We start from the raw sequence: 23,999 nt of genomic DNA, 5'->3' as shown, positions 1-23,999 counted from the left end.
GGTAGCTATGGCCCCTGATTTTCAGGCAGTAGATCTTGATGGGAAAAATGTCTCCCTCTCTGGCTATCGAGGAGAGGCAGTCCTTCTCCATATCACAAACATAGAAAATCCCCTCTGCAGGGAGTGCGAGAATGCTCTTGATGCCCAGACCAACCAGCTCTCTCAGCTTGCCGAAATGGATCCCGGCGTGAACATCATAACCCTCAATGTGCGGAAGAATTCCTACTCATTGGATGGGCGAGAACTAGCAGAAGGATGGTGGAATGCCAATATCACCGGGCCCTGGATTGAGGACTTTGACCCGTATCCCCTCACCGGCAAGTACATCGACTACTCAACTTTAGAGGGAGGATTTGCCAATCCCACCCTGATCTTGATCGATAAAGAGGGAAATGTGGCAGGTCTCTACCACGTCTATCAACTGGGCAAGGGGGAGATAGACGGTATCCAGAGTGCTGAGTCGTTGAAAAGCGACCTGGAGAGAATAGAGGCAGGCGAAGCCTCCGGATTTGAGGGAATCGCCTCCCGCCAGGGCATAAACTATCTGGGCATGTTCGCCCTGGGAATTGTCACCTCCCTCTCCCCCTGCTCCATAGCGCTTCTCCTGGCCATGTTCTCCTATGTTATGACCGCCCGCAGGAAGGACGAGTATCTGAGAAAGACAGCCTCGGCATCAAAAGAGGGCTTTATGATCGGCATAGCCTTCACTCTGGGCATGGCGGCGGTATTTTTCATCGTGGGTTTTTTCCTCTCGGATATCGGCGTTTTCATCCGCCAGGCCCGCTTCTTTGACCTGGCTGCGGGTCTTTTGATGATCATCCTGGGGATAAACATCATCAAGCCCATTGGGGAGATCATCGAGCCGGTGCGCTCACGCCTTTCTTTTGGCAGAGGCAATTCCGATGCGATTGATGAGGAGACGATAGCAGAGAAGAAGGGGATCATGGAGAGACTGGTTTCAGTCTCTATGAACCTCTTCCGGTACTCGGCATTCATCGGTGCCTTCACTCTGGGGGTCTTCTTTGCCCTGGGATGGGCCCCATGTGCCGTGTCCCTGGTCTTTCCGGTGCTCATCTGGCTTATATCCCAGGACGTGACCCCTTTGGGCGGAGCCCTGATGCTCTTTGTCTTTGGGGTGGGCCATGGAGTGCCGGTGATTCCCATCGCCACCTTCTCCAGAGCTGTGGGCGGGCAGATCGGTGAGAAATACATCGCCGCGGGGAAGCACATTACAAAGATATTCGGTCTGGCGGTAATCGTCATCGGATTGATCTATGCGGTGAGGTATCTGGGGTTCAAGATGTGGTGAGATAAGGTGGCTTGCATGTCAGGCTATGCTTCTTCTCAACGTCGCCAATCTTGGGAAGCTGGGCGGAGATGCAGTCGCCCAGCAATCGCAATCGTTCGGCGAAGAAGCATCAACTGGTTACAGCGAATATTGGTCTAAAATTTCTAATCTGCAAAGAAGTCAAACAGCGCTCCCCGCAGCAAGCTGCTGGATATACATTCAAAAACAATCATTTTTGCAGCAATTGCTCCGTAGCATTCAAAATATTACCTGCATTAAAGTCACCAGACACAAATAGCGTATCAATGGAATCCTTCTGTGAAGCTTCTTCTGTGATTTTAAGAAATCCTATCAATGTCTTAAAGTCTATGTCTTCCTGCAGGGATGAATATTCGGCTTTCAGATAATCCATTATCTTGCATGCCGCAATGCCAAAATCCGCTTGTATTTCAATAAGTCGCGATTTATGGCGATCATACAATTTAACTTCAAATTGATTTTCAGATGTCCTTAGTGTCTCAATCTTGTCCTTTTGCTCAATAAACACTATCATTCCAATGAGCAATGAGGTTATACTTGCTCTAATTTGCAGCCTCACAGATGGACAGAAGGGCAAGGCAGGAAGGCATCTCAATATATCTTCAGAGAGTTCCTGTAATGCAAAAGCCTCCCAGTTTGTGAGTTGCCCTTCATTAAATTTTGTAATTTGGTTTGAGCTGATTTGGTACCCACCCTCAAGGAAACGAACACCCTCATGTATCGGCACTAGATAGAAAATATCAGCAATATCTTTGACGTCCGAAATCGCTTCAATAACGATATCCAGTGAAGCTTCTGGGTAGATTGGATCCTTTACGGAAAATGCCAGCGGCATGTAACAAAGAGGATGTTTTATATATGCATCGATAGGGGGTATGATGATCATGCCGTATTCTTTGAGATGAGCGTTTACATCCTGGATGCGATTGAGCATTTCCTGTCTCTTTTGCTGTCTTCTTTTCCTAATATATTGCATAATATTTCGTTGTGGCGTCTTGGGTGGTTCTATTATCCAAACATCTAGTAGATCGGCGAGGATTTCGTAGTTCTTTACTTCAGAAATATCCAACTCACTGACGTCAAAATAGTCGGGTACATTCTCAAAAAGCTGATTAAAGATGCTGTGCATCTCCGGAAGATATTTGACGGCACATAGGAAATTATGGACTGCCAATCGTCCTATTCTTTGTTTACGTACATCCTGGAAATATTCAAATATTTGTAATAGGAAATTTTGTAAACTAGTTGACCACTTATTGGTAGTTCCTTTAAGCGCCTTGCTCAAATGCACCGGAGCCTGAGAAGGAGGATCTGGCAAATATCTCAGCAAGTCCATCAATCTGTCTGGGAGTTTTCCTCCGTCGAAGGCCTTTTGAAAGTCAAATTTTTTGCCCACAAGGATATTCTGTAAACCTTTTGAGAAGGCCTTTACAAAACACAAGCCATCATTTCGGAGATTATACCAAGATTTTTCATATATATAATAGCTATCCGATAGATAGTAATTATCTACTATGTGTTTCCATATCAAATTCTTTTCAATATCAGATTTGAATGGCAGATTCCCTTTGGGGATATTTTTTCGAGAATCGTCAATGGATGGCGTTAGGCCAGATGGCAAGAACCAAATGCCCTGAGATTGATAACTTTCACAAAAAGGAATACTAGATCTCAACTTATTGAAACGCTGTACTGCCTGTTCATTGATACTTTGACTTTCATCTGAATCAGTGAAGAATTCGATGTAAAGCGTATCGTCTGAAACATTCAATTCAATACAATTAACATGAAGTTTAAGATAGCCCAGAATATTCTCTTTATTTTGTGAAAACCATTTCATATATGCGGGTCCATCGTATCGATAAAATCCCTGCGCAAAGATGGAAAATGCGTCTAATGAATAATTAAATATTTTCATGTCTGAGATGTAATTGTCAAAAATATTTGTCCAAGTTGAAACGTGGATATTGCATAACGAACACCAGTCAAACAAGCGACCCATATCATCAGGAGTTTCTTGCAGTTTTTTTGATGGGATGTCTAGTATGATATAATTTAAGAAATCCCTGACTAAATCGAGGCCTCTGTCTGATTCAACGATTTGAGACGCAATCTCTGTTAACTTTTTGAAATTTTCTTTATTCTCACCAAGAATCCCGATCATCTTGGTTAATATGTCTACCTTGATGACTGGAGCAAATTTTAAAATTAATGGTAAAATACCGCTAGGACCAAATAACTCGTATGCCTCGTCGAACAAGCTTTGATTTACTTGAAAGAATTTACGTTCTCCCGCTTCGAAGATTCCATCAACAATGGCTAAAATAATATTGAGATCATTTTCCTTTGCTTTTTCAATCAGACCATTCATAAATAGTTCTTTATCCAAGTCGTCTTTGCTTAAAGCATTGGAGACAAATACAGGAATGCGTTCAAGTGGAATAGCTCCAAAAACTGCCAGAGCTGTCTTGCAAGGATTTGGATATCCTTCATGGAGTATATGAGTGAGGTGATCTGAACGAACCCAGTGAAGGCCAGTAAGAATTCCGTCCACTAAATCAATGTACTCCCCGGAAAGAGACATCAATACCTGTTGCGGATCATCCGTTAACTGAATGTCTACCAACAATTTGTCAACTGCGACGGGTGCTCCAAGCGAATCTGCCAGTGATATTCTTCGCAATATTTCAACTTTGGCGGGATCCTCGCCTTGTTCGGAGAATTGCTTTAATTGATCCCGAAGTCGTTCTTCAAGCATGTGACCATGTGTGAGCAAGTAAACATATTCCATTAATAAGTGGGGCTCACCAATTTTCTCATAAGCCCATTCAGGTGAGCTGATCGATTCGTGGAGTCTCCCTTTTGATCGAAATGCCTCGAAAATTTGTTGTGCTTCATCTAGAATCAAAATTGGCTCAATTATCTCGTAATTTGTCAAACACTCCCTTGCAAAACGATGCCAATCTTCATTGCGTACTGATATCAAAACCTGAACTCCTAAAGCGGCACATTCCTGTGCGACGAATGGCCAAAATCGCGTGCTCCATCCAGCATTATCAATTAGAAGAAAAATAGGCACGCCCAGATTCGCTCTGAAACGAAGGTGATCACGAATAAGCTCAACGTGTTCCTGTGATTCGGCAACTCGAAGAATAAAGGTGTTTTCCGCTGGCCATTTTTCGTATGCATACCGATATAAAAGTGATGATTTGCCTTGTCCGCTTGAAGATCGAAGGATACAAATCTTTGAGGAATTGATTGCCTTATCAATTCTTTCAAGCCAAATTGGCCGTCTAACATCAACGTTAGATGCAATATGCCCCTGTCTTGTTCTCTTTCCTTCAAAGAAATCCTCGATATTCGCATCTGAATCCCATGAGATTCTATCAATAAGACCACGTCCGTATCCTTGCCACTCCACCTCTCGTGACAAAGGTTCCCCAACGTTCGCTCGAACACCCTCAAGATCCGTGCGATTTATCGTCTTTCGATCCTTGGCCCAATCCAGAAATTTGGCGACAAGCGCCGAGATGTAAGTTTCAACTGCTTCGCTTCCTATATTAAAAGAGTCAGCTACGGCAGGTCTAAGTTTCCTCCAAATTTGATCTTCTGACATCGAGACGATGCATAATCTGCTAGCAAGAGCGTCGGCTTCAGTGGTAGATGCCCCTATTTGATGGCACAATTTACGAAACATTTCCTCAATAATTTTTTTATCTCTTGGTGGCAGAGACTCTATTTGAGCCAATTTTTCTAGGTCACCTTTTAGCTGAAAATTCACCACGAGAACGAAATGACAATTTGGATTTAACCGATAAATTTCTAGAAAATTCTCAATTGGACCTTTAGAATTTTTATAACTTTTAAGCTGGCTCCACTTCCACGGTTCTTGTGAGGTCTTGACTTGGATGTATTCATCCTCTAAACGCAATCCAAGAAGATCCAAATCTTCAATTCCCTCAAGTCTAATCGATCCATACGCATTATCATCAGCGTAGAGGTCAAAAGCGCGAAGAACAGAATACAGTATTTGATACTTGATACCTCTAATATTTGCCGCTCCGTGGTAACGTGCTCTAAAAATCGCGTCAATATCTGAACTTATGACCTCCTCGTCAGCCTGTGCATCTCTTTTTCTTGTTTTAGTAGACATAGGCCATCCTGTTTGAATACTTATCCGTTCCATTACATCACACTAAGTTGCACATATCTCTTTCGGGTTTTTTAATCTATTTAAAAAACTCAAATATAGTTTTTCCACAATTTTTAAACTGTCATCTTTTCTGAATAACACGAAATGCTTCACGAGCCTTACTGAAAACTATGAGACTGTCCCCCAAAGAAGATCTCATCGAGCACAGGCTAGCAGTGCAGGCTCATGCTTAAGCAGTCATCACTCGGAATTATGGATGGCGAAGGAACCGATAGAAAATAGCATAAAGATCGATCGATGGATGTCTGCAATTATTGAAACATCCAATCCGTAATCATCCAGGCGACATAGCAGGAGATGGAGAGATCCCACGTCCCTACTACCGCCAGAATTTTTTCCATTCCCAAAATAGAACCGGCCAAAACACAAGACCGACCCAAAGGAAGTTAATGGCAGATTCATTCTCCAAGGCTCTCCCTGGCCAGATACCTCAATCTTTCTAGTATGTCCCTGGCCCTCTGCACGCTGTCGCACTGGGAGAGGTCCTTGGGATTGCAGCAGGCCAGAAGGTCCATCATCCTATCCGCCAGGGGGAAAAATCCCTTCTCCTCCAGGCTCTGCAGCAATAGGGCTGCTCGATGGTTGAAATCCCGGCACTCAGAAGATTGGGTGATCTTTTGGTGACTTATGCAGAGATTCTCGATCTCCTGCAGGATCTCTAGATCTCCATATTGCTTTGCCATCATCAGGGCAAATGGCAGACAGGAGATTTTAATGTAACCGGCGCCCAACAGAACTTCAGCACAAATCCGCCTCCTGCGCCAAAAAGCATTAAAGCGATAAAAGAAAAACTGGCCCTGGCATAGGCCGGGATGATTTTCATGATCAATGTATCAATCGATAGAGAGGGCTGCATAAGCTGCGGTCAGTGCTGGGGGGACTGCCCCGATCTCTTCGATGAGAGTGAACAGGATGGCAAGAGTCAAATCGCCGAGAAGTTCCGCATAGCTGGGAAGCTGGATGAGGGAGTCGCTTTTGAGGATCAAGAGGAATGCGCAAAGAAGGTGGCAGAGGAGTGTCCCTCTCAGGTGATAGGCGTGAGCCCTCCGGCAATGGGCTTCGATCCCATCTGACCCACTTTTTATCACGCCTCCATCCAGCCAGACAAAATGCTGATTTACAATGGAGGCACCCGATCATCAGATGAAATCAGACTCTGCTTCCAGTTCGGCAGGAAAAAAGAAAGTCCTGTTCCTGTGCACTCACAACTCCGCCCGCTCCCAGATGGCGGAGGGGCTCCTGCGGGCCATGTACGGCGATCGATATGAGGCCTATAGCGCCGGGGTTGATCCAACGGCAGTCGACCCCCGCGCGGTGCGGGCTATGAGCGAGATCGGCATTGATATCTCCGGCCAGCGCTCCAAATCCACCCAGGAATTTCTGGATACGGTCTTCGACCAGGCGGTCACAGTATGCGACCGGGCCAGACAGGCCTGCCCCATCTGCAGCACAGAGATTGAGCTTCCCGCCCGGACGCCTCGAGCTAGAGAGGTCATCCACAGAAGCTTCCTGGATCCGGCGGCTACAAGAGGATCGAAGGAAGAGGAGATGCAGGCCTTCAGAAAAGTGAGAGATGAGATGAAGGATTGGATCTCTCAGACCTTTGGGGATGACGGCAGGACTCTTTTTTCGCCCTAATTCGCCTGCAATATTTCTATTTCGTTTCTCCTTCTGCAAACATCACAATGCCAACCAGTTGGCCAGATATCCGACCGCAACCGCTATTGTGATGATGGTGAGCACAAAGGCTGCCAGCATCTTCCTTTTGAATATGGCGGAAAGGAGGGTCAACTCAGGGATGCTCGCGCCCGCTCCGCCGATGACCAGGGCCAGCACCGCTCCCGTGCCCATCCCTTTCTCTATGAGGGCCAGGCCGATGGGGATCATGGTCTCCGCCCGGATGTAGATGGGGACGCCTATGATTGCCGCCACGGGAACAGCAAAGGGATTTCCCGATCCGGCGATGCTTGATATCAGCTCCGTGGGCACGAATCCATGAATGAAGGCACCAATGCCCGCTCCCAAGAGGAGATAGGGTACGAGCTGGCGGAATAGGCTGAAAGCGAATCTTGCCGAGCGCTGCACTCTCGATTTTGCATCCTCAGCCTGCTCACAGTCGCAGCAGCCTCTCACCGCGGCCACGGATTTAACCTGTGCTGCGAATCCCAGACTGTCAAGCATCAGGCCGATTACGATTGCCGCCAGGAAGGTGACGGAAAAGTAGAGAGCAGTTATCTTCCAGCCCAGGAGGATGATGAACAGGGATATTATCACCGGATTGAGCAGGGGCGAGGCAAACAGGAATGCCATTGCAGATGCGAAGGGCACGCCCGCATTGAGCATCCCCAGGAGGAGCGGAATGGTCGAGCAGGAGCAAAATGGAGTTAGCGCACCAAAACCTGCTCCCAGAAAGCTGCCCAGAATTCTGTGCCGCCCACCCAGGGCCTTCTTTATGGTTTCATCAGGCACATACTCCTGGATCAGGCCCACGAGAAAGGTTATCCCTATGAATAATACTATCAATTCTACTGCAATCTCTATGAAAAAGCTCATAGCCGTCGCTAGGTTGTCATAGAACATCTCATCCCACCACCTAAAAATCTTTTTATTTTATCTTCTTCAGCTCTCGGGCCTGCTTGATCATCTCATTGACAGCGCTGTCTGCCAGGCGGTAATAGGACCATTTGCCATCCTTTCGCTCTCTGACCAGTCCTGCCTCTCTGAGAATGGATAGATGATGGGAGGTGGTGGACTGAGGCTTATCAAGAGCAGTCATGATCTCGCAGACGCACAGCTCTCCTTCCTTCAAGAGCTTCACAATCCTTAGCCTGCAGGGATCGGCAACGGCCTTGAAGACCTCCACCTCTCCTTCCGGGCCATCAATGTCGATCGCCTTCATCAGTGACATGAGCATTCTGGTCCTCGACCGCGCCCGATCCTCATCTCCGATGAGCCTGGCCAGGCTGCATATTGCATCCTCATCGATTGATTCCTCAATGATCTCATCATTCATCGAATCTGGCATAACTGTCTATTTCACCACCAACTACTCATAGATTTCTGGTCGAGCCATGAGTGCAGAAATGGCTTTTATGGCCTTTAAATTGGATCCTATTTCTTCCTGGCCTCCCAATACCTCTGATATTCTGCCAAAAAGGCAATTTTATACATCTCCTCTACCCCATCGGCGATGAAGTTGGCCTTTTTCAGCTCCTCGACCAGCTCACTTCCGGTGGAGTCCTCTGGCTTCATTCCCTTTTTAAAGAAATCCTGGAGGGCTTCATCCAGGCCCATGATTCCTACGCTGCGTCCACCTACGTTGATCTGTCTGAGTCCCACAATACGGGTGCCACAGCAACAACTGCTGCTGCCCTTATCCCCGAAGATCTTATCTTTCAGCCCCATAGCAATCACAGATCATATCAATATTTGCCGATATATAATGCTTGCGCTTTATCTGAATTCTGTCAGGATTTGATGTGCATAGCATTAAACTGGTTTTAAAATCCAAAGTCATATTTGTTTGGAGAATTACGCATCAATTTTTATCGATTTGAGATGTTGCTTAAAAAGAGAATTTTCTGATTTTTCAGAAATATTTAAATAATCAGAGATAACGATATTATTATGGCGGTTAAATCCGAAGACAAGGCCTGTTGCCTGCCGGGATCGATGAGCTCATGCCGGGTGGAATCCATAGTAAGCGTAGATGAGCGCGGGCAGATGGTTCTTCCCAAGGATATCCGGGAAAGAGCAAAGATCCGGCCGGGAGATAAGCTGGCAGTGGTGAGCATGGAGAAGGATGGCAAGATCTGCTGCCTATCATTGATCAGGGTAAAAGAGCTGGAGGGCATGGTGAAGTCTGTGCTCGGGCCGGTTATTGATGACATATTCAAGAAATAATACTATATTTAGAATTTGAGGTGAACTAACGATGAACGATTCGGAAATAAAGGTACTGGTAAAGGAGAGCTACGGAAAAATTGCGAGAACGGAAGGCTCGTGCTGTCCCACCAAGGGCTCATGCTGTGGAACTCTTCCCCCAGAGGAGATCAGCAAGAATATCGGCTACTCAGAGGAAGAGATGAATGCCGTGCCTCAGGGAGCTAATCTGGGCCTGGGCTGCGGCAATCCAATCGCACTGGCATCGATAAAGGAAGGGGAGACTGTTCTTGACCTGGGCTCAGGGGCGGGATTCGACAGCTTCCTTGCCGCCAACAGGGTTGGACCGACAGGAAAGGTCATTGGAGTGGATATGACCCCGGAGATGATCAACAGGGCGAGAGAGAATGCAGCTATTGGAGGCTATAGCAATGTGCAGTTTTTGCCTGGCGAGCTGGAGGATCTTCCGGTTGAGGATAATAGCGTGGATATTGTCATCTCCAACTGCGTCATCAACCTGGTGCCCGACAAGAAGAAGGCTTTTATGGAGGCCTTCCGGGTGCTCAAACCCGGTGGCAGGCTGATGGTCTCAGATCTCGTCTTGCGCCAGGAGCTGCCTCTTCGCATAAAGAATTCGATCGAAGGCTATATAGGCTGTATCTCGGGAGCCGTTATGAAAGATGCCTATCTGGATGCGATAAGATCTGCAGGCTTCGACGAAGTCGCAGTTATTGAGGAATCCGCCTTCAACAGATTTGCTGATTCTGTATCCAGCATAAAGGTAAGGGCCATCAAGCCGCTATGATGGTGGGATCAGGCCCTGGATATGGGGATTAGAGGCCTGATTTTCCTTTATCTATTTTCTGATTGTATAGATACATTGAAAATGCTCATCCTTTGTGGGAGGAGTTGCTTGAATTTGTGCCTGCAACCATCGATAATATGCCATCTATGATCCATTTATGGCTATCGTCTGGCGCAACCCTGATTATCTCTTTCAAGTAAGTTGAACTGCAATCCGATGAATCTGTCTGCCATTGAAGTCTCTTATAATTGTTAATGAGGTTTTGGTAAGCAGCATCATCGAACTCAAGGTGATTTACGCAATCCCATTTTAAATAAAGCCAATCATATCCAGCTCTGGTTAGATTGATGGTATTGATCTGGCTGCTCTCGAAGTGGACATTTTTCTTAAACTGTGTATTATAGAAATTGACTCTATCGCTGAACGCAGTTCTGCTGAAGTCGGCCGGACCGCTGAAGATGGAATCGCTGAAATCAGCATCATATAAAAACTTCGAACCTCCAAAATCGGCAAATCCAAGGAAATTGCTTCCGCTGAATTCTGCTGGTTCAAGAAAAGTTGTATTATTGAATATGGCATCAACCTGGAAATCGGATTCTTTGAAGGTGGCGTTTTTAAGGAAATTACAGTCGCCGAACTCGACCAAATCATCAAACTTGGCCTTTGCGAAGAATGCCGGACCCTCGAATTGAGTCCGATCAAATCGAACCTCCTTTTCTAACTGAACTGAATTGAGGTCAACAGATTCGTTGAATACAGATTCAGAAAATTGAGCAGACCCGGAGAATTTTGCACCCTCAAATGAGGTCTCTTTTTCGAATCTTGTTCCATTGAATTCCACATCCTGATTGAACTGAGATGCTATGAATTTGGCTTCTCCTTTAAAATCTGTTTTATCAAAGAGGGCATCAGATGAGAATTGGCTGGAGGCGAAATTGCCAACTGAGTGGAACTGGGCGAGGGAGAAATCAGCAACGCCGCCAAATTTAGCGCCATCAAATGATGCCGGCCTGTTGAAACGGGTTTGGAAGAAATTCGCCTTGCCGTCAAACCTTGATCCTTCGAAGCTTCCTTCCTTTAAAAATATAGAATGATCAAATGCAGCATCGTCATTGAAAGTTGAGTTTACAAATAATGCATATTCGACAAAAAACACATTCACGAAGCGGACCTGCTTATGAAATTGTGTGTTGTTAAAGTCCACTCTGCCGCATATAATGGAATTTTTGATCACGACAGATGAATTGACCTGCATCTGCTTGGATGGCGGCATCTTCACCTCAAAGGGGATGCGCAAGATCTGCTTGGCAGTCATACCCAGCCGGTCAGATGTAAGGTTTCCTTTTATGACCGCATTTTCGTACTCCACTGGCAAGCCCAGCCTCATTTTGATCATTATATCATCGGCTGCTACCACAGTCTCCGATTCGCTAAGAGCCTTCAGGGGAGAGCAAAAGATCAAAACCAATCCAACCAGGATAATAGCTAAAGCATGCTTCACGGGTCATCTCCTTCCAAATATTAAGCCTTAAGCTTGACTTTAGGTCGCTTTACGCTCTATATGCGTATATCTGAGAGGCTATATTTCTGATGGATACACTCCATTTTGCTCCTTAGCAAGTCTCTTGCATTCGTAACTGTTTACCCACTCTGATTGAGGGGTTTGCTTTCCAAGTATAAATGGTTTTGCTTCAATATCTATATAGACTCCTTCATTCTATAGACTCATTCATACTGCAGACTCCCTCGTACGGCCAGCTCTACCTATGACAGGAGCTGAGGCAGGAACCTCTCGTGAGGCTTTATGGAAACCACGAGGAAGAGCAGGGTGAACACCACCAGGACGGCTAGATCTATGGGAAGCGAGTAATAACTTACGCCAGTTGTCGAATATCTTGCCAGGTCAATGAAATAGGTTAGCGGTGAAGCTGATGCAATGGTTTGCCCCCATGCAGGCATCTCTTCTACCGGGACGAAAACACCGCTGATGAAGACCAGGGGAAACCTCACCAGCGAGGATAGCATCATCACCGTGGCAAGCACATCCGTAGGCGGATAGACTGACAGCAATATGCTCAACGATGCAAAACAGATGGTTGCCAAAATCATGCCCAGGCAGAAGACCAGGAGGTGCACAACTTCCACGCCCATCAATACGGCAATGGCCAGGGGTATGAGGGAGATCAGCAATCCAAAGACGAACGAAGCGAAGACGCCTCCTAGAAGAAGGGCCCAGACCTCCACAGGAGAGGATATCAGCCGTTCCAGAGTTTTGGAGCGCGCTTCCCAGGGCAGAATTGCAGGACCTACCGCCGTGGAGGTGAAAAAATGGCCATGCCCATGAGCCCGGGTTGACATACACCGTGCATCATAGGCACAGATTCGTGACCTCGTTTTTCTCCGCAGTACATTTATTCCACCTCTTCTTCTTCCAGCAAATCAATCACAATTCTACGGGTCTTCAGCTTCCACACCTTCTCCGGTGTCCCCCCACCGACCTCGCGGTAAGAAGCCACCTCGACATTGGTATATTCGGGCCAGATAAACCATCTACACCTACCTGCAAAAAAGGTAACACATGTGAAGTCAGCTATTCAATTTTATCTGATTCAGGGTTTTTTTGCTAATCATTCTCTAAATCCCAAAAGATATTTAACCAATAACTATGCAAGATATCATAACCCGAAAATAGTTCAATGGTAAGAGGAGGATTAAAAGATGGAAAGGTTTCTGGGTTTAGTTCAGGATGGCAGATTCTCAATCTTGATGCCACGCCATCAATGCTGCACGGTCAGGCTTACCCGCATCGCCAGGCCGGCATCCATTGCGGAAGAGCTGACTGCTTCCCATGCAATCGATCTTGCCGAGTACGAGGGCAGGGCAATCATGGTGACCGGAGTCCTTCCCGAACGCAAGGGCTGGCTTTACGAGGCCAACGTGATCGACCAGGCAGGGCCCATTCTGACCGAGGTGGTCAAGGAGACATTCAGCCCGAGATGATGTGCCAGCCGTCCAAAAATTTTTGATACCGAGGATGGGATGACAAAAGTAGTCATAGATCGCGAAGGCTGCATAAGCTGCGGCACCTGCTGGGAGGATTGTCCAGATTTCTTTGAGGAGAATCCCGATGACAACTTGAGCCAGGTAGTTGAGAAATACAGGACTGGGGGATTGGGTGAAGGCGAGGCACCGGATGACCTGCTGAGCTGCGTTGTAGATGCCTCAGATGCCTGCCCGGCAGAGGTTATCCACGTCATATGATAGCGGCCTTGCGATTCAGCATCCATGTTCTGATGTCCTCAACGGCATCCCCGCGGCCATGCAGGTCAAGCCCGCTGCGACGCGCGAGCAGCGTCATTCCACTCTCGCGCACACAGTAGTCGCGTGCCAGCTCCTCTTCCACCAGCGCTGCCTTTAATGGCCAACGAGAGCGGTCGAGAAACAGCATGTGAAATAGCGAGGAACCAAATCCTCTTTGGAAAAGCCGTATCTTCCAACAATTACTATTCCAGCATCCTTTATCCGCTCTCTGAAGTCTTCCGGAGAGACGGCGCTGTTCTGAAAACCTCAAGCTCTCCCAGCTCCTCCAGCCATATCCTATAGGCATCTGGCAGATAATATTGGATCTGCTACCACAATCCTCATCAGCTATCTTGCCTCCGGAAGTTTATTTCTAGGTTAAGACCCTTCAAGAGAGTGCTCGTCGAGCCACATCCCGAGTCTTCTACGAACAATGTAAAATCATCCCTCCGAGAGTTTTATCCACAACATTGTCGGTCCATTTCTATTTTGTTAAATGCATCGGCAATGGCTATCTTAACCTCGTTGCAGCTTTCTTTAGGCTTAATACCATATCTCGTGGCCAACTCATTGTGTATATGCTGGATGTTATCCAGGGCTGAGGCAAAGGCGGCGATCTCCTGGGCCGAGATTATCTTTTCTGAGACCAAATGCTGTTTGATGTGGCTCAGGAGAATAACCGACAGAGCGGCACAGTTCGCATCGACGTTTATCTGTTCGCATTTCTCCGTCCCAATGGGCTCATCCTCTATTTTGTTCATTTCAAAGATCCCCTAAACTCATTACGGCTAAACTCTAAAATGCTTGCTGCATATACAATCAGCATCATAGCGATGAGCAGGAGACTGTCTGCCCACCTTCTTGTTCGTTTTTCAGCGCTGCAAAGGCGTGCTTACCCCTGGAATGGGGAAGTGCCTTTTTATTCAGATATTCGAGATGCTGGATGATATCCGGGAGATAAGATGCCGGGAATCCCAGCACCGCCTCGCCAGAGGCCATGTCTGTGGCATCGCGGCAGCCGTAGCAGCCGAAGCTGAAGTTCAGCCGCTTCTCCAAGTAAGGTATCACTGTGGAGTCGACACAGGTCGCCTGGAGAACTGCGGTGTTGCTCTGCACCCGCTCGCCTCCCTGGGCATGCATATAAGAGAGGACGATCCACATCAGCTTCTCTACCTCGTCCTCAACCACTACCAGATCCGGCAATTGCTCCGCCTTCTCCAGAGGGAAGAGGTGAATTTGCCCGATGGCCCCCTTCTCCAGATGTGGCATCTGCTCGAACATCTCCTGAGCCACCTTCTCCTCGGAAACAATTCCAAATCCCACCAGGCCTTTTCCCGTGCGCAGTGGTTCTGGCAGCGGCCTAAATCCGAAGGCTTGGGCAGCAGCCGGACAGGAAATGCCTTCTGCATCCAGCACCACGTTCTGGCCGTGGCGGGCGCGCATGAGTGCCTGGCAGTAGCGATGCCGATCAAGTATCTTCGCCCCTTCAACTGCCTCCTCAGCGTTAAGAAACCGCACTCCAACGGGAGAGGCGGAGAGCCCCAGGATGGCCTTCATCCTGGCTCCCATCTCTTGAATCTCTTCAATAGTAGCTATCGTCATTCCTTCTTGTTTAACTGCAGCACCCGCCATCACAGCAACCGCTCTCCTCTTCAGACTTCTGCTTTGTTTTTATCTTTCCTTCCTCCTCCAGTTGCTTCTTCACCTTAGACCAGATCTTCTCTCTTTTGTAGATCTCTCTTATCGTTTCTTTTTCCGGGAAGGAGATAGCATTGCCCATGCACAGATTTGCACAGGTATTGCAGCCCACAATACACTGATTGGGCCTGGCCACCACTGGGCCTTCCTCTGTCCAGTCGTATACGTTCCTTCCGCAGTTCATGCACATTCCGCACTTCACACACTTTTCGGGATCAATGGTGGGGTGCCAGTTTATCTTCTCTCTCGGATATCCGACTAACCATGCCATATTCATCTACCTCAAATTCTATTGTGTTCTTTATCATCTATTGATTTTTATCATCGATTGCATGCACATTCTATGATGGGCTCTATACGCTGCCCCTCAGGGAGCGTTATCAACAGAGGATGATTGTAATCCAAGTACAGGGTGGTGGTGTTCAGATCGATCTTTAGCAGGAAATCTTCGATCGGATCACTCAATTGCTCCATAATGTCTGGCGTCAAAGATAACTCCATCTTAACATTCTCCTTTCGGAGCAGCCCATCGTCATTGGATAGCCAAACGGTCCAGTTCACGACGCTCCTATCGCGAAGCCCGGTAAGGTTCACATAAGCTAAAGGCAACTCGGATTCTAACTGCTCAAAAACAAAGCTCTCATAAGACTTCCTATCCGGCATTACCTCGATTCTGCTGCATTCCATCCCGCCGATCATCTCTAATCCGGAAAGCTTCAGTTGGGATGAATTAAGCAGCAAAGCCTGCTTTTTTGCAGTATTCTTAAGAGCCCAGAAGTTCTCTGCATCCTGCAATGGTGCCTGGGACCAATTGCCATTAAATTTAATTTTTGCCGCACCTCCAACGATATAGACCTCTTGCTGCGTATTGTAAATCTCATCTCCGTAGCTGGAGATTTCGCTTATGATCGCGCTCATATTCTGGGCGGTCAGATTGACTGCACCGCTGTCCCTGGATCTCAGAATTAGCATGGAGATTTCAGTCGAGTCTTCGATGGACTTGAACTCCATAGCGGTTTCCGTGACAAACCTGTAGCTATCAAGGTTCTTTCCGGAATTGACCATCATCGTACTCAGATCCAATGCATTAAGCTCCTCTTCTACGCAGCCAGATAGTGCCGCAATGATCAATATTGGAATCAGCAGAACTCTATTCATTCAGCCCCATTTATATAATTATGCGATTTTTTAACCCCTTTTCTTCTGCTGTGATTTGGATTTATTAGCATTTTTTCCTATATCAACCTTATTGGATATATACATTTCATGTCTGAGACGAGAGAGAGGCTATAGCCCAGATAGCTCTTACCTGAAAATAAGTGCAAAAAACTTATATCGAATTACTTTGATATTGGACATGCTACAAAGAAAGCTTAAAAGCAATATTATTCAAAGGAGTGGTTTGAAATGGGGCGAGTGGATGGAAGAGTGGCAATAATAACGGGATCCACCTACGGAATAGGTGAGGCCATAGCCAGGGTACTGGCAAAAGAAGGTGCCTTATCCATAATCACAGGCAGGAGCAGGGAAGAAGGAAGGAAAGTAGTAGAGGCTATCAATAGTGCGGGTGGACGGTCGGAGTACTACCCCCTGGATGTGACCGATGAGAAGAGGATTGAAGAGGTAAGCAAAGCCGTCTATGAAAAATATGGCAGAATAGACATCCTGGTGAACAATGCCGGCGTGGCAGGTCCCAACAAGCCCACTCACGAGTATGCTCGTGCCGAATGGGAGTGGGTCTTCGATGTCAATGTCACCGGAGCCTTTCTCTGCACCAAGTATGTTGTGCCTTATATGCAGAGGCAGAAAAGCGGGAATATCGTTTACATCTCCTCCATCTACGGCATCATAGGTGCTCCTGACCTTCCTGCCTATCATGCCACAAAGGCTGCCAACCGGGTCATGGCCAAGATAGATGCATTGCTTTACGCTAAAGACAATATCCGCGTCAACTCCGTTCATCCTGGTTTCATCTGGACGCCACTGGTAGATAACTTCCTCCAGGAACAGTGCAATAAGTCGGGGTTGAGCTGTGAGGAACTGAAGAAGCAACTGGACGCCAAGCATCCTATAGGCCATATCGGCGAGCCGGATGATATCGCATATGGTGTGCTCTATCTGGTATCCGATGAAGCCAAATTTGTGACAGGCAGCGAGCTGATCATAGATGGTGGTTATACTGCCACCTGATTTCGCCAATTGCACAAGGGAAATTCGACTTGTGGTGAACTACTATGGCTGAGGATTCCGGTTTAGTTAAAAAACCTCCATGATTCTGTGACTCATACACAGAGCATGAGAAACGCTATTTGCCTGAATCAACCATAATATGGATGATATGGGCAGATAAGGCTGTTACGCTTATTGGGATCATAATCCCGTTTAAAAAACTAGCCATCTAACCGCTCGCATACACAGATGCGTCTTGGAACGCGTATGGGAAAATGTCCCTACGAGGGTTTATCGTATCTGCCCATATCAGGCCAGGTAATAGTATGATGGAGCAAAGAAATAAAGTTTGCGGAGTTGATATCCACAAGAGATTTCTGATTGCTACGATACTATCGAGAGATGGAACCAAGATACAGAAGCGATACAGTACCGACATTGATGACTTATTCGGTTTCAGGGATTGGGTACTCGAAAACAATTGTGACTGCGTAGCTATCGAATCGACTGGCGTTTACTGGTATCCTGTGAATGCGGTATTGGAAAACAAGATAGAACTGATACTGGCAAATGCACGCCAGATCAAACACACCCCAGGCAGGAAGACCGACTCCATAGATTCTGAATGGATTGCTGAGGTAGCACTTAACAATTTGATATATCCATCACGAATATTTCCGAAAGAAGAACGAGACCTCAGAAGACTAACAAGGACAAGAGAGAGTCTTGTGAAAATGAGATCTCAGATCAAGAACCAAGTTCACCAAGGACTGGAATCGTGTAGCATAAAGCTCTCATCAGTTCTTTCAGATAACTTTGGCAAATCGGGGAGACATATCCTGGACGGCTTGATCAAAGGAGAGAATATCGATCGTATCATTGAAGAAATACCTTCAAAGAGGGTCAAAAATAACGAAGATAAAATTCGAGCTGCAATCAGAACAGGGTTGGACGAAACTCAAATATTTCTTATCCAATCTCATCTGAATACGATTGACAGCTTAACAAAGAAACTTGATGAAATCGATTCCGAGATTAAAGACAAAATTTCAGGAAGAAAAAAAGATTTGCAGATCGCGATGTCAGTACCAGGAATAGGATTCACAGCCGCTGCAACCATACTCGCAGAAATAGGAAATTATAGGGATTTCAGTACATCGGATAAACTTGCTTCATGGTGCGGAATAGTCCCCAATGTGTACCAGTCTGCAGATAAGCTCATTACGGGAAGCATTACAAAACAAGGTTCAAAGCATATCCGCTGGATGTTGGTTCAAGTCGCCCAAGCTGCACTTAAAAAGAGAGAATCACGATTTAGAAGGTTCTTTCTAAGAATCAAAGCAAGAAAAGGACATAATGTGGCTGTTGTGGCTCTGGCTAGAAAGATACTCTGCATCTTGTATCATCTCCTGATGAACCAGGAAATGTATCAAGAAGATGGAGTAACTAAATCAAGGCAATCCAAAATTGATTGGTCTTCCGCGAGAATTGATAAGATGAGCCTGCAATCCATGATCGAGATAATTGCCAAAGCAGGATATGAAGTGAAAAAGATTAAAGGACAGGGGGGATAGTCCCCCATTCCGGATTTTTATATGTTTCTCATGGGAAAAATGAGAAGCGGGGCAGACTAAAAAGCACAGTTCTCTTTACCTGCTCAGGACGTTCAAATACGGGCAAACTTACAGATATAGCGGCCAGTACGTTGAGTTTTCGCAGACCGAATCTCTTTAGGGCAATTCCTGCACAGAAGGGAGCTGAAAATCTAGAAGATGCCAAACGAGAAGGAGAATTGATTTTTATCGTCGATGGTTGTGAGGAACACTGCGCCAAAAAGAAACTTGAGTTTGCGGGATTAGAGGCAGATATGCAGGTTGTTTTGACTCAGATTGGCATAAAGAAAACCAATCCTTCCGATATTAAATCTGAATACGTCGAACAGGTGATAAATGTATTAAAGAAAACAGTCAAATCGTTGCAGAAATAACTTGTATAATTTCTCATGAATTAAATGGATCCAACCGCCTCTGATTAAATGGTTCAGGCTATTTCTTTATCTCTTTGTAGATCGGAAGCAATCAGGCGCCTGCTATCTTCGCTACCCGTTTCATCAGATCCGTTCTCTCCTCTTCTGTCATGCCATCGCTGCCCTGCTCCAGCAGGACTGCTACCATCCTGGGAATGAACTCCACTCTCTCTTCTTTGCCAATTCTGGGAAGCATCATGCTCAAACACTGGGGCATCATCTTAGTCATCATTTGCTGCATCGCTGGCATGTCTTTTCTCATAAGCTCGAGCATCATTTCCATCATGTTGCCCGGATCTTTTCCTTCCATCATTTGAGGCATCATTTCCATCATCATGGGCATCATGGAGGCCATCATCTGCTGTTTTTCTTCAGGGGTCAGATCGGCAAAAAACTTCTCCATCATCCCATCCATCAGTCTTTGCTTCTCATCCGTGCTCATTCTCTCCATTATAAGCTGCATCATCGTATCCATAAAGCTCAAGGGCCATCAAACTCCTGACCAAATAGATCCCATATCGACTTTATTTGATATTAAATCTTCGAAAGGATTTAAAGCTTTGGACTATTCCGTTCGGGAAAATACCCCGGTGTATTCAATTGTTAATCCCTCTGTATTCAATTGTTAATCCCTCTGTATTCAATTGTTAATCCCTCTGTATTCAATTGTTAATCCCTCTGTATTCAATTGTTAATTGATGAGGATAATATCAAAAATTACCTGGCCATATTGCAGTTTTGACTTCATGACATCACAAGATATGTCGAAATCCTTATATCAGATTATATTGATATATAAGTTATAAGTGACCAACATATGAATCAAGGAGGAAGCTTTTGGCAGAGGTATAAACCAATGATTATACTTCTAGCAATAATCGCTGCATTGGCCATATGGACCTATCATTCTGGTGGAGATGGCCAGAGCGGTGCTCCGGATCTGACACCATTGAGGGTTATTATGCTTGTTGTGGTCGGTTTTATTGCCGGCGTACTGGGAGGATTGATCGGCACAGGAGGATGCAGCATAATGCTTCCGGCAATCCATTTTTGGATGGGATATTCCGCTCCCCTGGCTATCGGAACCACCATTTTTGCTGTGATTTTTACTGCAATCTCCGGAGGCTACGGGCATCTTGTTCGCAGAAACCTGGACCGAAAAGCGGTATTATGGATAGGGGGAGCAGGCATTTTGGGCGTCATATTGGGCTCATGGCTTTTCACCATGCTCGTCGACCATATCGATCTTCTGCAGCTGATTCTCGGTTTGGCTTTTCTTCTGCCCGCCATCAGAATGATATGGGAGGGAGCAGGAAGAGCCAAACCCCGGCAGGAGGGGAATGAAATTCCTGGACGCAAAAGCCACTGGGCAGTCTTTGGATTCCTTATAGGCATCCTCACGGGAATAGTCGGATTGGGCGGAGGCTATGCTCTGGTACCTGGCCTGATATACCTCTTCGGCGCTCCGGTTTACATAACAATGGGTTCATCTTTGGCCGTGATGATTCCTCTGGCAGCAGTAGCGGGTAGCATCAAGCTCTATCAGGGATTTGTGGCTTTGACCACTGCTCTCATTTTAGGAGCAGGCACCATCGTGGGTGCGCAGCTTGGAGCTGCAGTGATCAAGCGGTTTAAGCCAAATACCCTAAAGCTTATCTTTGGACTATACTTCCTTTATGTTTCCGCAAAATTCATAGCGGCATATTTCGGAGTAGCCATATGGTAGATGAACGGAGACAAGCTAAGATTATGCTAAAAGAGACGGTTGGGGTTTCTCTCAAACCTTAAGCCGTCACCTCTATCTCCAGAGCATCCACAAAGGTTTCGGAGTTGCCCGAAACAGTGGCCAGTATGCTCACCCCATAGATTCCCGGATCTACGTTGGCATTCCATATACCTGCATAATTGTATCCAGAGGTTTGCAATAGCCTCGTCCTTGCCACCTCTGAGCCGTCAGTCGCAATGACAAGGGCGGTGCAGAGGAGCGAGCTTTCTGTCTCCTGTACAGCGGTTTCTTCCGGCTGGGTGGCCTGGCGGGAGGAGCCGATCCGTGCAACTCCGCTGCTTCGATCTATATTGGCAAAGCTCTCAGGAGATCCGAATCCACAGGTGACACATCCCTTAACTGTCAGCTTTACATCTTCGTTTGAAGAGGAATTGCCTGAGGATGAAATCTCCTCCGCATCACTATCCCTTTCCCGGAATGATGCCGTTATAGTTGTGGCCATTCCCGACCTCACCGGATTGGGCTCGGCCCTAGCCTCTGTCAGCTCATAGCCGAATTTTGGCTGATTTTCCAGCCAGTCCCGCCAGGTATAAAGCCGGGCATCATAACCGGATAGGGTCAGGGCAAACCATACTAAAGAGGCCTCAACGCCGACATTGGTGTAGACGACGATGGGCCGAGCCTTATCCAGGCCGACAAAAACCTTCTCCAGATCCTCCTGTGCCCTTACAGTCTCGTCTTCCACCACACTCTCGAAAGGAATGTTAATCGCGCCGGGGATTGAGCCTATGCTGAAGTCTCCAGGCGGCCTGGCATCCACAATCTGAGCCCCGCCGTTAACGACGAAGTCATAGGTGGCAAGAAGCTCTGGCCTGAGAGCTGGAATGTAGTCGGTCCTCGGCCTCATAGCAGACACATTGCTGGTGTTTAGTCCGGCTGCTGCCCAGTCTTCAATGCTGCCATCCAGGACTCTGACCTTTTCCTGGCCGAGATACTTGAGAATCCAGTAGCTGAAGACGGCAGGAGAAGGGCCGCCACCGCATGGAAGACACTCGCCTGCAATCACCAGAGAGTCATTTCGAGAAATTCCTGCCTGGCCCAAAAGCTCTGCGATCTCCCCAACGGATCTGAACCGGCCACCTTCGGCATAAAAGCGCTCATAGTTGATATTGACTGCCCCTTCGATATATCTTGTCGCGCTGGGGCTTATGTCCAGCACAATATCATCAGATAAGACCTCTTGAGGGGATACAAGTGCCTGGGCAAAGTTGCCTGTCCTCACTCTCGAAATGCCTCCAGTAGCCGGATTGCTTTCGGGTGGGACCTGCACCTGCTCAGGAGGCGCATTCTGCGTGGTCAGTGTTATCGCTTCCTTTTCAAGCTGAGCTTTTTGCTGCTGCTCCTGCTCGTATGCCTCCTTCTTGGCCAGCCAGCCATCCATATCGGTCCAGTCAGGACAGGTGGGGCAAAATTCGCCGGTTTCCGTGCCTGCCAGAGCCGGGTGGGCTAAAGCCAGGCAAAGGAGGAGTAAGGTCAAAGCCGATGCAAAGGCTGTAGCTTTTCCGTTTCCCATTTTGCTCATCCGAAACAAATTCAAGTAAATCATAACCATCACTCCTGGGCATCACTGGATCTTTGCTCTATGAGCTGATTTGCCATCCAATTCTGGTAGCTGTAGAGCCGGGCATCATAGCCCATGATCTCCAGGGCAAGCCATAAAACAGAGCCTTTGAAGCCCGTGTTTGTAAATGCCACAACCTGTTGCTCTTTATCCAAAATGAAAAAGCGCTCATCCAGCTCATTCACATTCCTCAGCTTATCGCCATCAAGGACACTCTCATAAGGAATGCTGATGGCAGAGGGGATCGTTCCCGATTCGTACTCTAAAACTGTCCTGGCGTCTACCACTTGAGCCTGGCCGCTCTTCACATAATTATAGCTTCCAATATACTGATCGGTGAATTGAGGTACGTATTCAGCAACAGGCCTAGTGGTCGCATTTGATGATACCGGCAGTCCTTTATCCTTCCAGTCCTGCACATATCCGTTTAGGATCCTGACATCTTCATGCCCCAGGGATTTAAGCATCCAGTAGACATAGGCTGAAGCCGATGGCCCTCCTCCGCAAGGCAGGCACTCTCCATAGATGACCAGGGGATCATCACTGGAGATTCCGGCATTTCCGAGGATCTCTGCCAATTCCGGCACGGATTTGAGCGAGTCCCCTTGCAGGAACTCCTGATAAGGAATGGCTATAGATCCAGAGATGTGCTCTTTGGCACTCTCGCTGACATCCAGGAGAACATTCTCATTTGAGATCTCATCAATCTCAATTATTATCTCATGCCACCTGCCAGTACTCTGCTCAGCGCTCAGATCAGCTCTCACATCTTCCTTAATAGTAGATGCAGCCCCGTCCTCCCCCTGGCTGTCCTCGCTGCCGGAAGACATATTCCATCTTTGTTTCCTCGACTCTGCGGGCCAATTTGCGCTGGCCTGAGCCTGGTCGTATATTCCGGTGCCTATCTCATCCAGCTTGGCCATGGGATCCCAGTCGCCGCCGTCATCGCAGCCGCCGCCAAGGGAAGCACATTCAGCCCCGCCATATGCGCTCTGCGTAAGGGCCAGGGTAGCCAGCAAAAGAGCGCATGTTATGCTTTTTTTTGCATTTAGAATACTCATATCGCACCTACCTGATTTCATGCGGCAAGCTCATCTTTTACCTTCTCTACCACCAGTGAACAGGCTTTTGCTGCATCATTCGCGATCTGTCCCACATTCGAGCCGCCTGAACAGGCTACTACGCGCACATCCATTGTACCACAAGTGCATCTCTTCTCATCCATAATTCAG

General features: G+C 47.0%; 26 protein-coding genes. 11 read left to right on the top strand and 15 right to left on the bottom strand.

Annotated features, from left to right (window positions below):
* The first annotated feature begins 7 nt into the window (after nucleotides 1–7).
* Nucleotides 8–1,309: a cytochrome c biogenesis protein CcdA gene (locus MCON_RS12845; RefSeq protein ID WP_013720377.1), complete on the top strand. Its 1,302-nt coding sequence runs from the start codon at nucleotides 8–10 to the stop codon at nucleotides 1,307–1,309.
* Between the two features lie 208 nt (nucleotides 1,310–1,517).
* Here the strand turns inward: MCON_RS12845 and MCON_RS12840 are convergent, their stop codons facing one another.
* Together MCON_RS12840 and MCON_RS12835 are read right to left on the bottom strand one after the other, a co-directional pair.
* On the bottom strand, nucleotides 1,518–5,480 hold the full coding sequence (locus MCON_RS12840) for a dsDNA nuclease domain-containing protein (RefSeq protein ID WP_013720376.1): 3,963 nt from the start codon (nucleotides 5,478–5,480) through the stop codon (nucleotides 1,518–1,520).
* Between the two features lie 458 nt (nucleotides 5,481–5,938).
* Nucleotides 5,939–6,226 carry a hypothetical protein gene (locus MCON_RS12835; protein WP_048133321.1) on the bottom strand — a complete coding sequence of 96 codons (288 nt, stop codon included), beginning with the start codon at nucleotides 6,224–6,226 and terminating at the stop codon, nucleotides 5,939–5,941.
* A 135-nt stretch (nucleotides 6,227–6,361) separates the two neighbouring features.
* Between MCON_RS12835 and MCON_RS12830 the strand changes: the two genes are divergently transcribed.
* The gene (locus MCON_RS12830) at nucleotides 6,362–6,613 is read left to right on the top strand and encodes a ferredoxin (protein ID WP_013720374.1); all 252 of its coding nucleotides are present in this window, start codon (nucleotides 6,362–6,364) and stop codon (nucleotides 6,611–6,613) included.
* Nucleotides 6,614–6,683: 70 nt separating this feature from the next.
* Nucleotides 6,684–7,178: an arsenate reductase ArsC gene (locus tag MCON_RS12825; RefSeq protein WP_157863824.1), complete on the top strand. Its 495-nt coding sequence runs from the start codon at nucleotides 6,684–6,686 to the stop codon at nucleotides 7,176–7,178.
* A 42-nt stretch (nucleotides 7,179–7,220) separates the two neighbouring features.
* On the opposite strand, the gene MCON_RS12820 is transcribed toward MCON_RS12825, so the two are convergent.
* The 3 genes from MCON_RS12820 to MCON_RS12810 form a co-directional block, all read right to left on the bottom strand.
* A complete protein-coding gene (locus MCON_RS12820; protein ID WP_013720372.1) occupies nucleotides 7,221–8,120 on the bottom strand; it encodes a permease in 900 nt (299 codons plus the stop codon).
* A gap of 25 nt (nucleotides 8,121–8,145) precedes the next feature.
* Entirely contained in the window at nucleotides 8,146–8,565 is a 420-nt protein-coding gene (locus MCON_RS12815) for an ArsR/SmtB family transcription factor (RefSeq protein WP_232844291.1), read from the bottom strand.
* An 86-nt stretch (nucleotides 8,566–8,651) separates the two neighbouring features.
* Nucleotides 8,652–8,945: a hypothetical protein gene (locus MCON_RS12810; protein ID WP_157863996.1), complete on the bottom strand. Its 294-nt coding sequence runs from the start codon at nucleotides 8,943–8,945 to the stop codon at nucleotides 8,652–8,654.
* A gap of 222 nt (nucleotides 8,946–9,167) precedes the next feature.
* On the opposite strand from MCON_RS12810, the gene hgcC reads away from it, so the two are divergent.
* Both hgcC and MCON_RS12800 read left to right on the top strand, forming a co-directional pair.
* Nucleotides 9,168–9,443 carry an HgcAB-associated protein HgcC gene (gene hgcC / locus MCON_RS12805; RefSeq protein ID WP_013720369.1) on the top strand — a complete coding sequence of 92 codons (276 nt, stop codon included), beginning with the start codon at nucleotides 9,168–9,170 and terminating at the stop codon, nucleotides 9,441–9,443.
* 31 nt (nucleotides 9,444–9,474) lie between these two features.
* Entirely contained in the window at nucleotides 9,475–10,227 is a 753-nt protein-coding gene (locus MCON_RS12800; RefSeq protein ID WP_013720368.1) for an arsenite methyltransferase, read from the top strand.
* A gap of 85 nt (nucleotides 10,228–10,312) precedes the next feature.
* On the opposite strand, the gene MCON_RS12795 is transcribed toward MCON_RS12800, so the two are convergent.
* Both MCON_RS12795 and MCON_RS12790 read right to left on the bottom strand, forming a co-directional pair.
* On the bottom strand, nucleotides 10,313–11,728 hold the full coding sequence (locus MCON_RS12795) for a pentapeptide repeat-containing protein (RefSeq protein ID WP_013720367.1): 1,416 nt from the start codon (nucleotides 11,726–11,728) through the stop codon (nucleotides 10,313–10,315).
* Between the two features lie 263 nt (nucleotides 11,729–11,991).
* A complete protein-coding gene (locus MCON_RS12790; protein WP_013720366.1) occupies nucleotides 11,992–12,585 on the bottom strand; it encodes an ABC transporter permease in 594 nt (197 codons plus the stop codon).
* Between the two features lie 360 nt (nucleotides 12,586–12,945).
* On the opposite strand from MCON_RS12790, the gene MCON_RS12785 reads away from it, so the two are divergent.
* Nucleotides 12,946–13,227 carry a hypothetical protein gene (locus MCON_RS12785; RefSeq protein ID WP_013720365.1) on the top strand — a complete coding sequence of 94 codons (282 nt, stop codon included), beginning with the start codon at nucleotides 12,946–12,948 and terminating at the stop codon, nucleotides 13,225–13,227.
* 39 nt (nucleotides 13,228–13,266) lie between these two features.
* Nucleotides 13,267–13,488, top strand: coding sequence for a ferredoxin (locus MCON_RS12780; protein WP_013720364.1), 222 nt, complete (start codon nucleotides 13,267–13,269; stop codon nucleotides 13,486–13,488).
* A gap of 497 nt (nucleotides 13,489–13,985) precedes the next feature.
* Here the strand turns inward: MCON_RS12780 and MCON_RS12770 are convergent, their stop codons facing one another.
* The 4 genes from MCON_RS12770 to MCON_RS12755 form a co-directional block, all read right to left on the bottom strand.
* Nucleotides 13,986–14,288 carry a hypothetical protein gene (locus MCON_RS12770; protein WP_013720362.1) on the bottom strand — a complete coding sequence of 101 codons (303 nt, stop codon included), beginning with the start codon at nucleotides 14,286–14,288 and terminating at the stop codon, nucleotides 13,986–13,988.
* Nucleotides 14,289–14,352: 64 nt separating this feature from the next.
* A complete protein-coding gene (locus MCON_RS12765) occupies nucleotides 14,353–15,159 on the bottom strand; it encodes a DUF169 domain-containing protein (RefSeq protein ID WP_269798810.1) in 807 nt (268 codons plus the stop codon).
* On the bottom strand, nucleotides 15,140–15,496 hold the full coding sequence (locus MCON_RS12760; RefSeq protein WP_013720360.1) for a 4Fe-4S dicluster domain-containing protein: 357 nt from the start codon (nucleotides 15,494–15,496) through the stop codon (nucleotides 15,140–15,142). The genes MCON_RS12765 and MCON_RS12760 overlap by 20 nt, the downstream gene beginning before the upstream one ends.
* A gap of 50 nt (nucleotides 15,497–15,546) precedes the next feature.
* Nucleotides 15,547–16,383: a hypothetical protein gene (locus tag MCON_RS12755; protein ID WP_013720359.1), complete on the bottom strand. Its 837-nt coding sequence runs from the start codon at nucleotides 16,381–16,383 to the stop codon at nucleotides 15,547–15,549.
* Between the two features lie 249 nt (nucleotides 16,384–16,632).
* On the opposite strand from MCON_RS12755, the gene MCON_RS12750 reads away from it, so the two are divergent.
* From MCON_RS12750 to MCON_RS12740, 3 genes are all read left to right on the top strand, one after another.
* Nucleotides 16,633–17,415 (top strand): SDR family NAD(P)-dependent oxidoreductase, encoded by a 783-nt coding sequence (locus MCON_RS12750; RefSeq protein ID WP_013720358.1) that lies wholly within the window; start codon nucleotides 16,633–16,635, stop codon nucleotides 17,413–17,415.
* 305 nt (nucleotides 17,416–17,720) lie between these two features.
* Nucleotides 17,721–18,968 (top strand): IS110 family RNA-guided transposase, encoded by a 1,248-nt coding sequence (locus tag MCON_RS12745; protein WP_013720357.1) that lies wholly within the window; start codon nucleotides 17,721–17,723, stop codon nucleotides 18,966–18,968.
* The gene (locus MCON_RS12740) at nucleotides 18,965–19,381 is read left to right on the top strand and encodes a putative zinc-binding protein (RefSeq protein ID WP_048132488.1); all 417 of its coding nucleotides are present in this window, start codon (nucleotides 18,965–18,967) and stop codon (nucleotides 19,379–19,381) included. Before MCON_RS12745 ends, MCON_RS12740 begins: the two co-directional genes overlap by 4 nt.
* Nucleotides 19,382–19,472: 91 nt before the next feature.
* Here the strand turns inward: MCON_RS12740 and MCON_RS12735 are convergent, their stop codons facing one another.
* Entirely contained in the window at nucleotides 19,473–19,886 is a 414-nt protein-coding gene (locus MCON_RS12735) for a hypothetical protein (protein ID WP_162145022.1), read from the bottom strand.
* 390 nt (nucleotides 19,887–20,276) lie between these two features.
* On the opposite strand from MCON_RS12735, the gene MCON_RS12730 reads away from it, so the two are divergent.
* Nucleotides 20,277–21,146, top strand: a complete 870-nt coding sequence (locus tag MCON_RS12730; RefSeq protein ID WP_013720355.1) for a sulfite exporter TauE/SafE family protein — start codon at nucleotides 20,277–20,279, stop codon at nucleotides 21,144–21,146.
* 58 nt (nucleotides 21,147–21,204) lie between these two features.
* Here the strand turns inward: MCON_RS12730 and MCON_RS12725 are convergent, their stop codons facing one another.
* The 3 genes from MCON_RS12725 to MCON_RS16335 are packed head-to-tail and all read right to left on the bottom strand — an operon-like array spanning nucleotide 21,205 to nucleotide 23,992.
* Complete coding sequence (locus tag MCON_RS12725) at nucleotides 21,205–22,719, bottom strand: sulfurtransferase (RefSeq protein ID WP_048132484.1); 1,515 nt, start codon at nucleotides 22,717–22,719, stop codon at nucleotides 21,205–21,207.
* A gap of 38 nt (nucleotides 22,720–22,757) precedes the next feature.
* Nucleotides 22,758–23,849, bottom strand: coding sequence for a sulfurtransferase (locus MCON_RS12720; protein WP_013720353.1), 1,092 nt, complete (start codon nucleotides 23,847–23,849; stop codon nucleotides 22,758–22,760).
* Nucleotides 23,846–23,992: a putative zinc-binding protein gene (locus tag MCON_RS16335; RefSeq protein WP_157863821.1), complete on the bottom strand. Its 147-nt coding sequence runs from the start codon at nucleotides 23,990–23,992 to the stop codon at nucleotides 23,846–23,848. Before MCON_RS16335 ends, MCON_RS12720 begins: the two co-directional genes overlap by 4 nt.
* Nucleotides 23,993–23,999: the final 7 nt, after the last annotated feature.

The organism is Methanothrix soehngenii GP6, from assembly GCF_000204415.1.
Classification (GTDB): Archaea; Halobacteriota; Methanosarcinia; order Methanotrichales; family Methanotrichaceae; genus Methanothrix; species Methanothrix soehngenii.
Note: the sequence above shows the minus strand (reverse complement) of the source record. Positions and strands in the feature narration are given on the sequence as shown.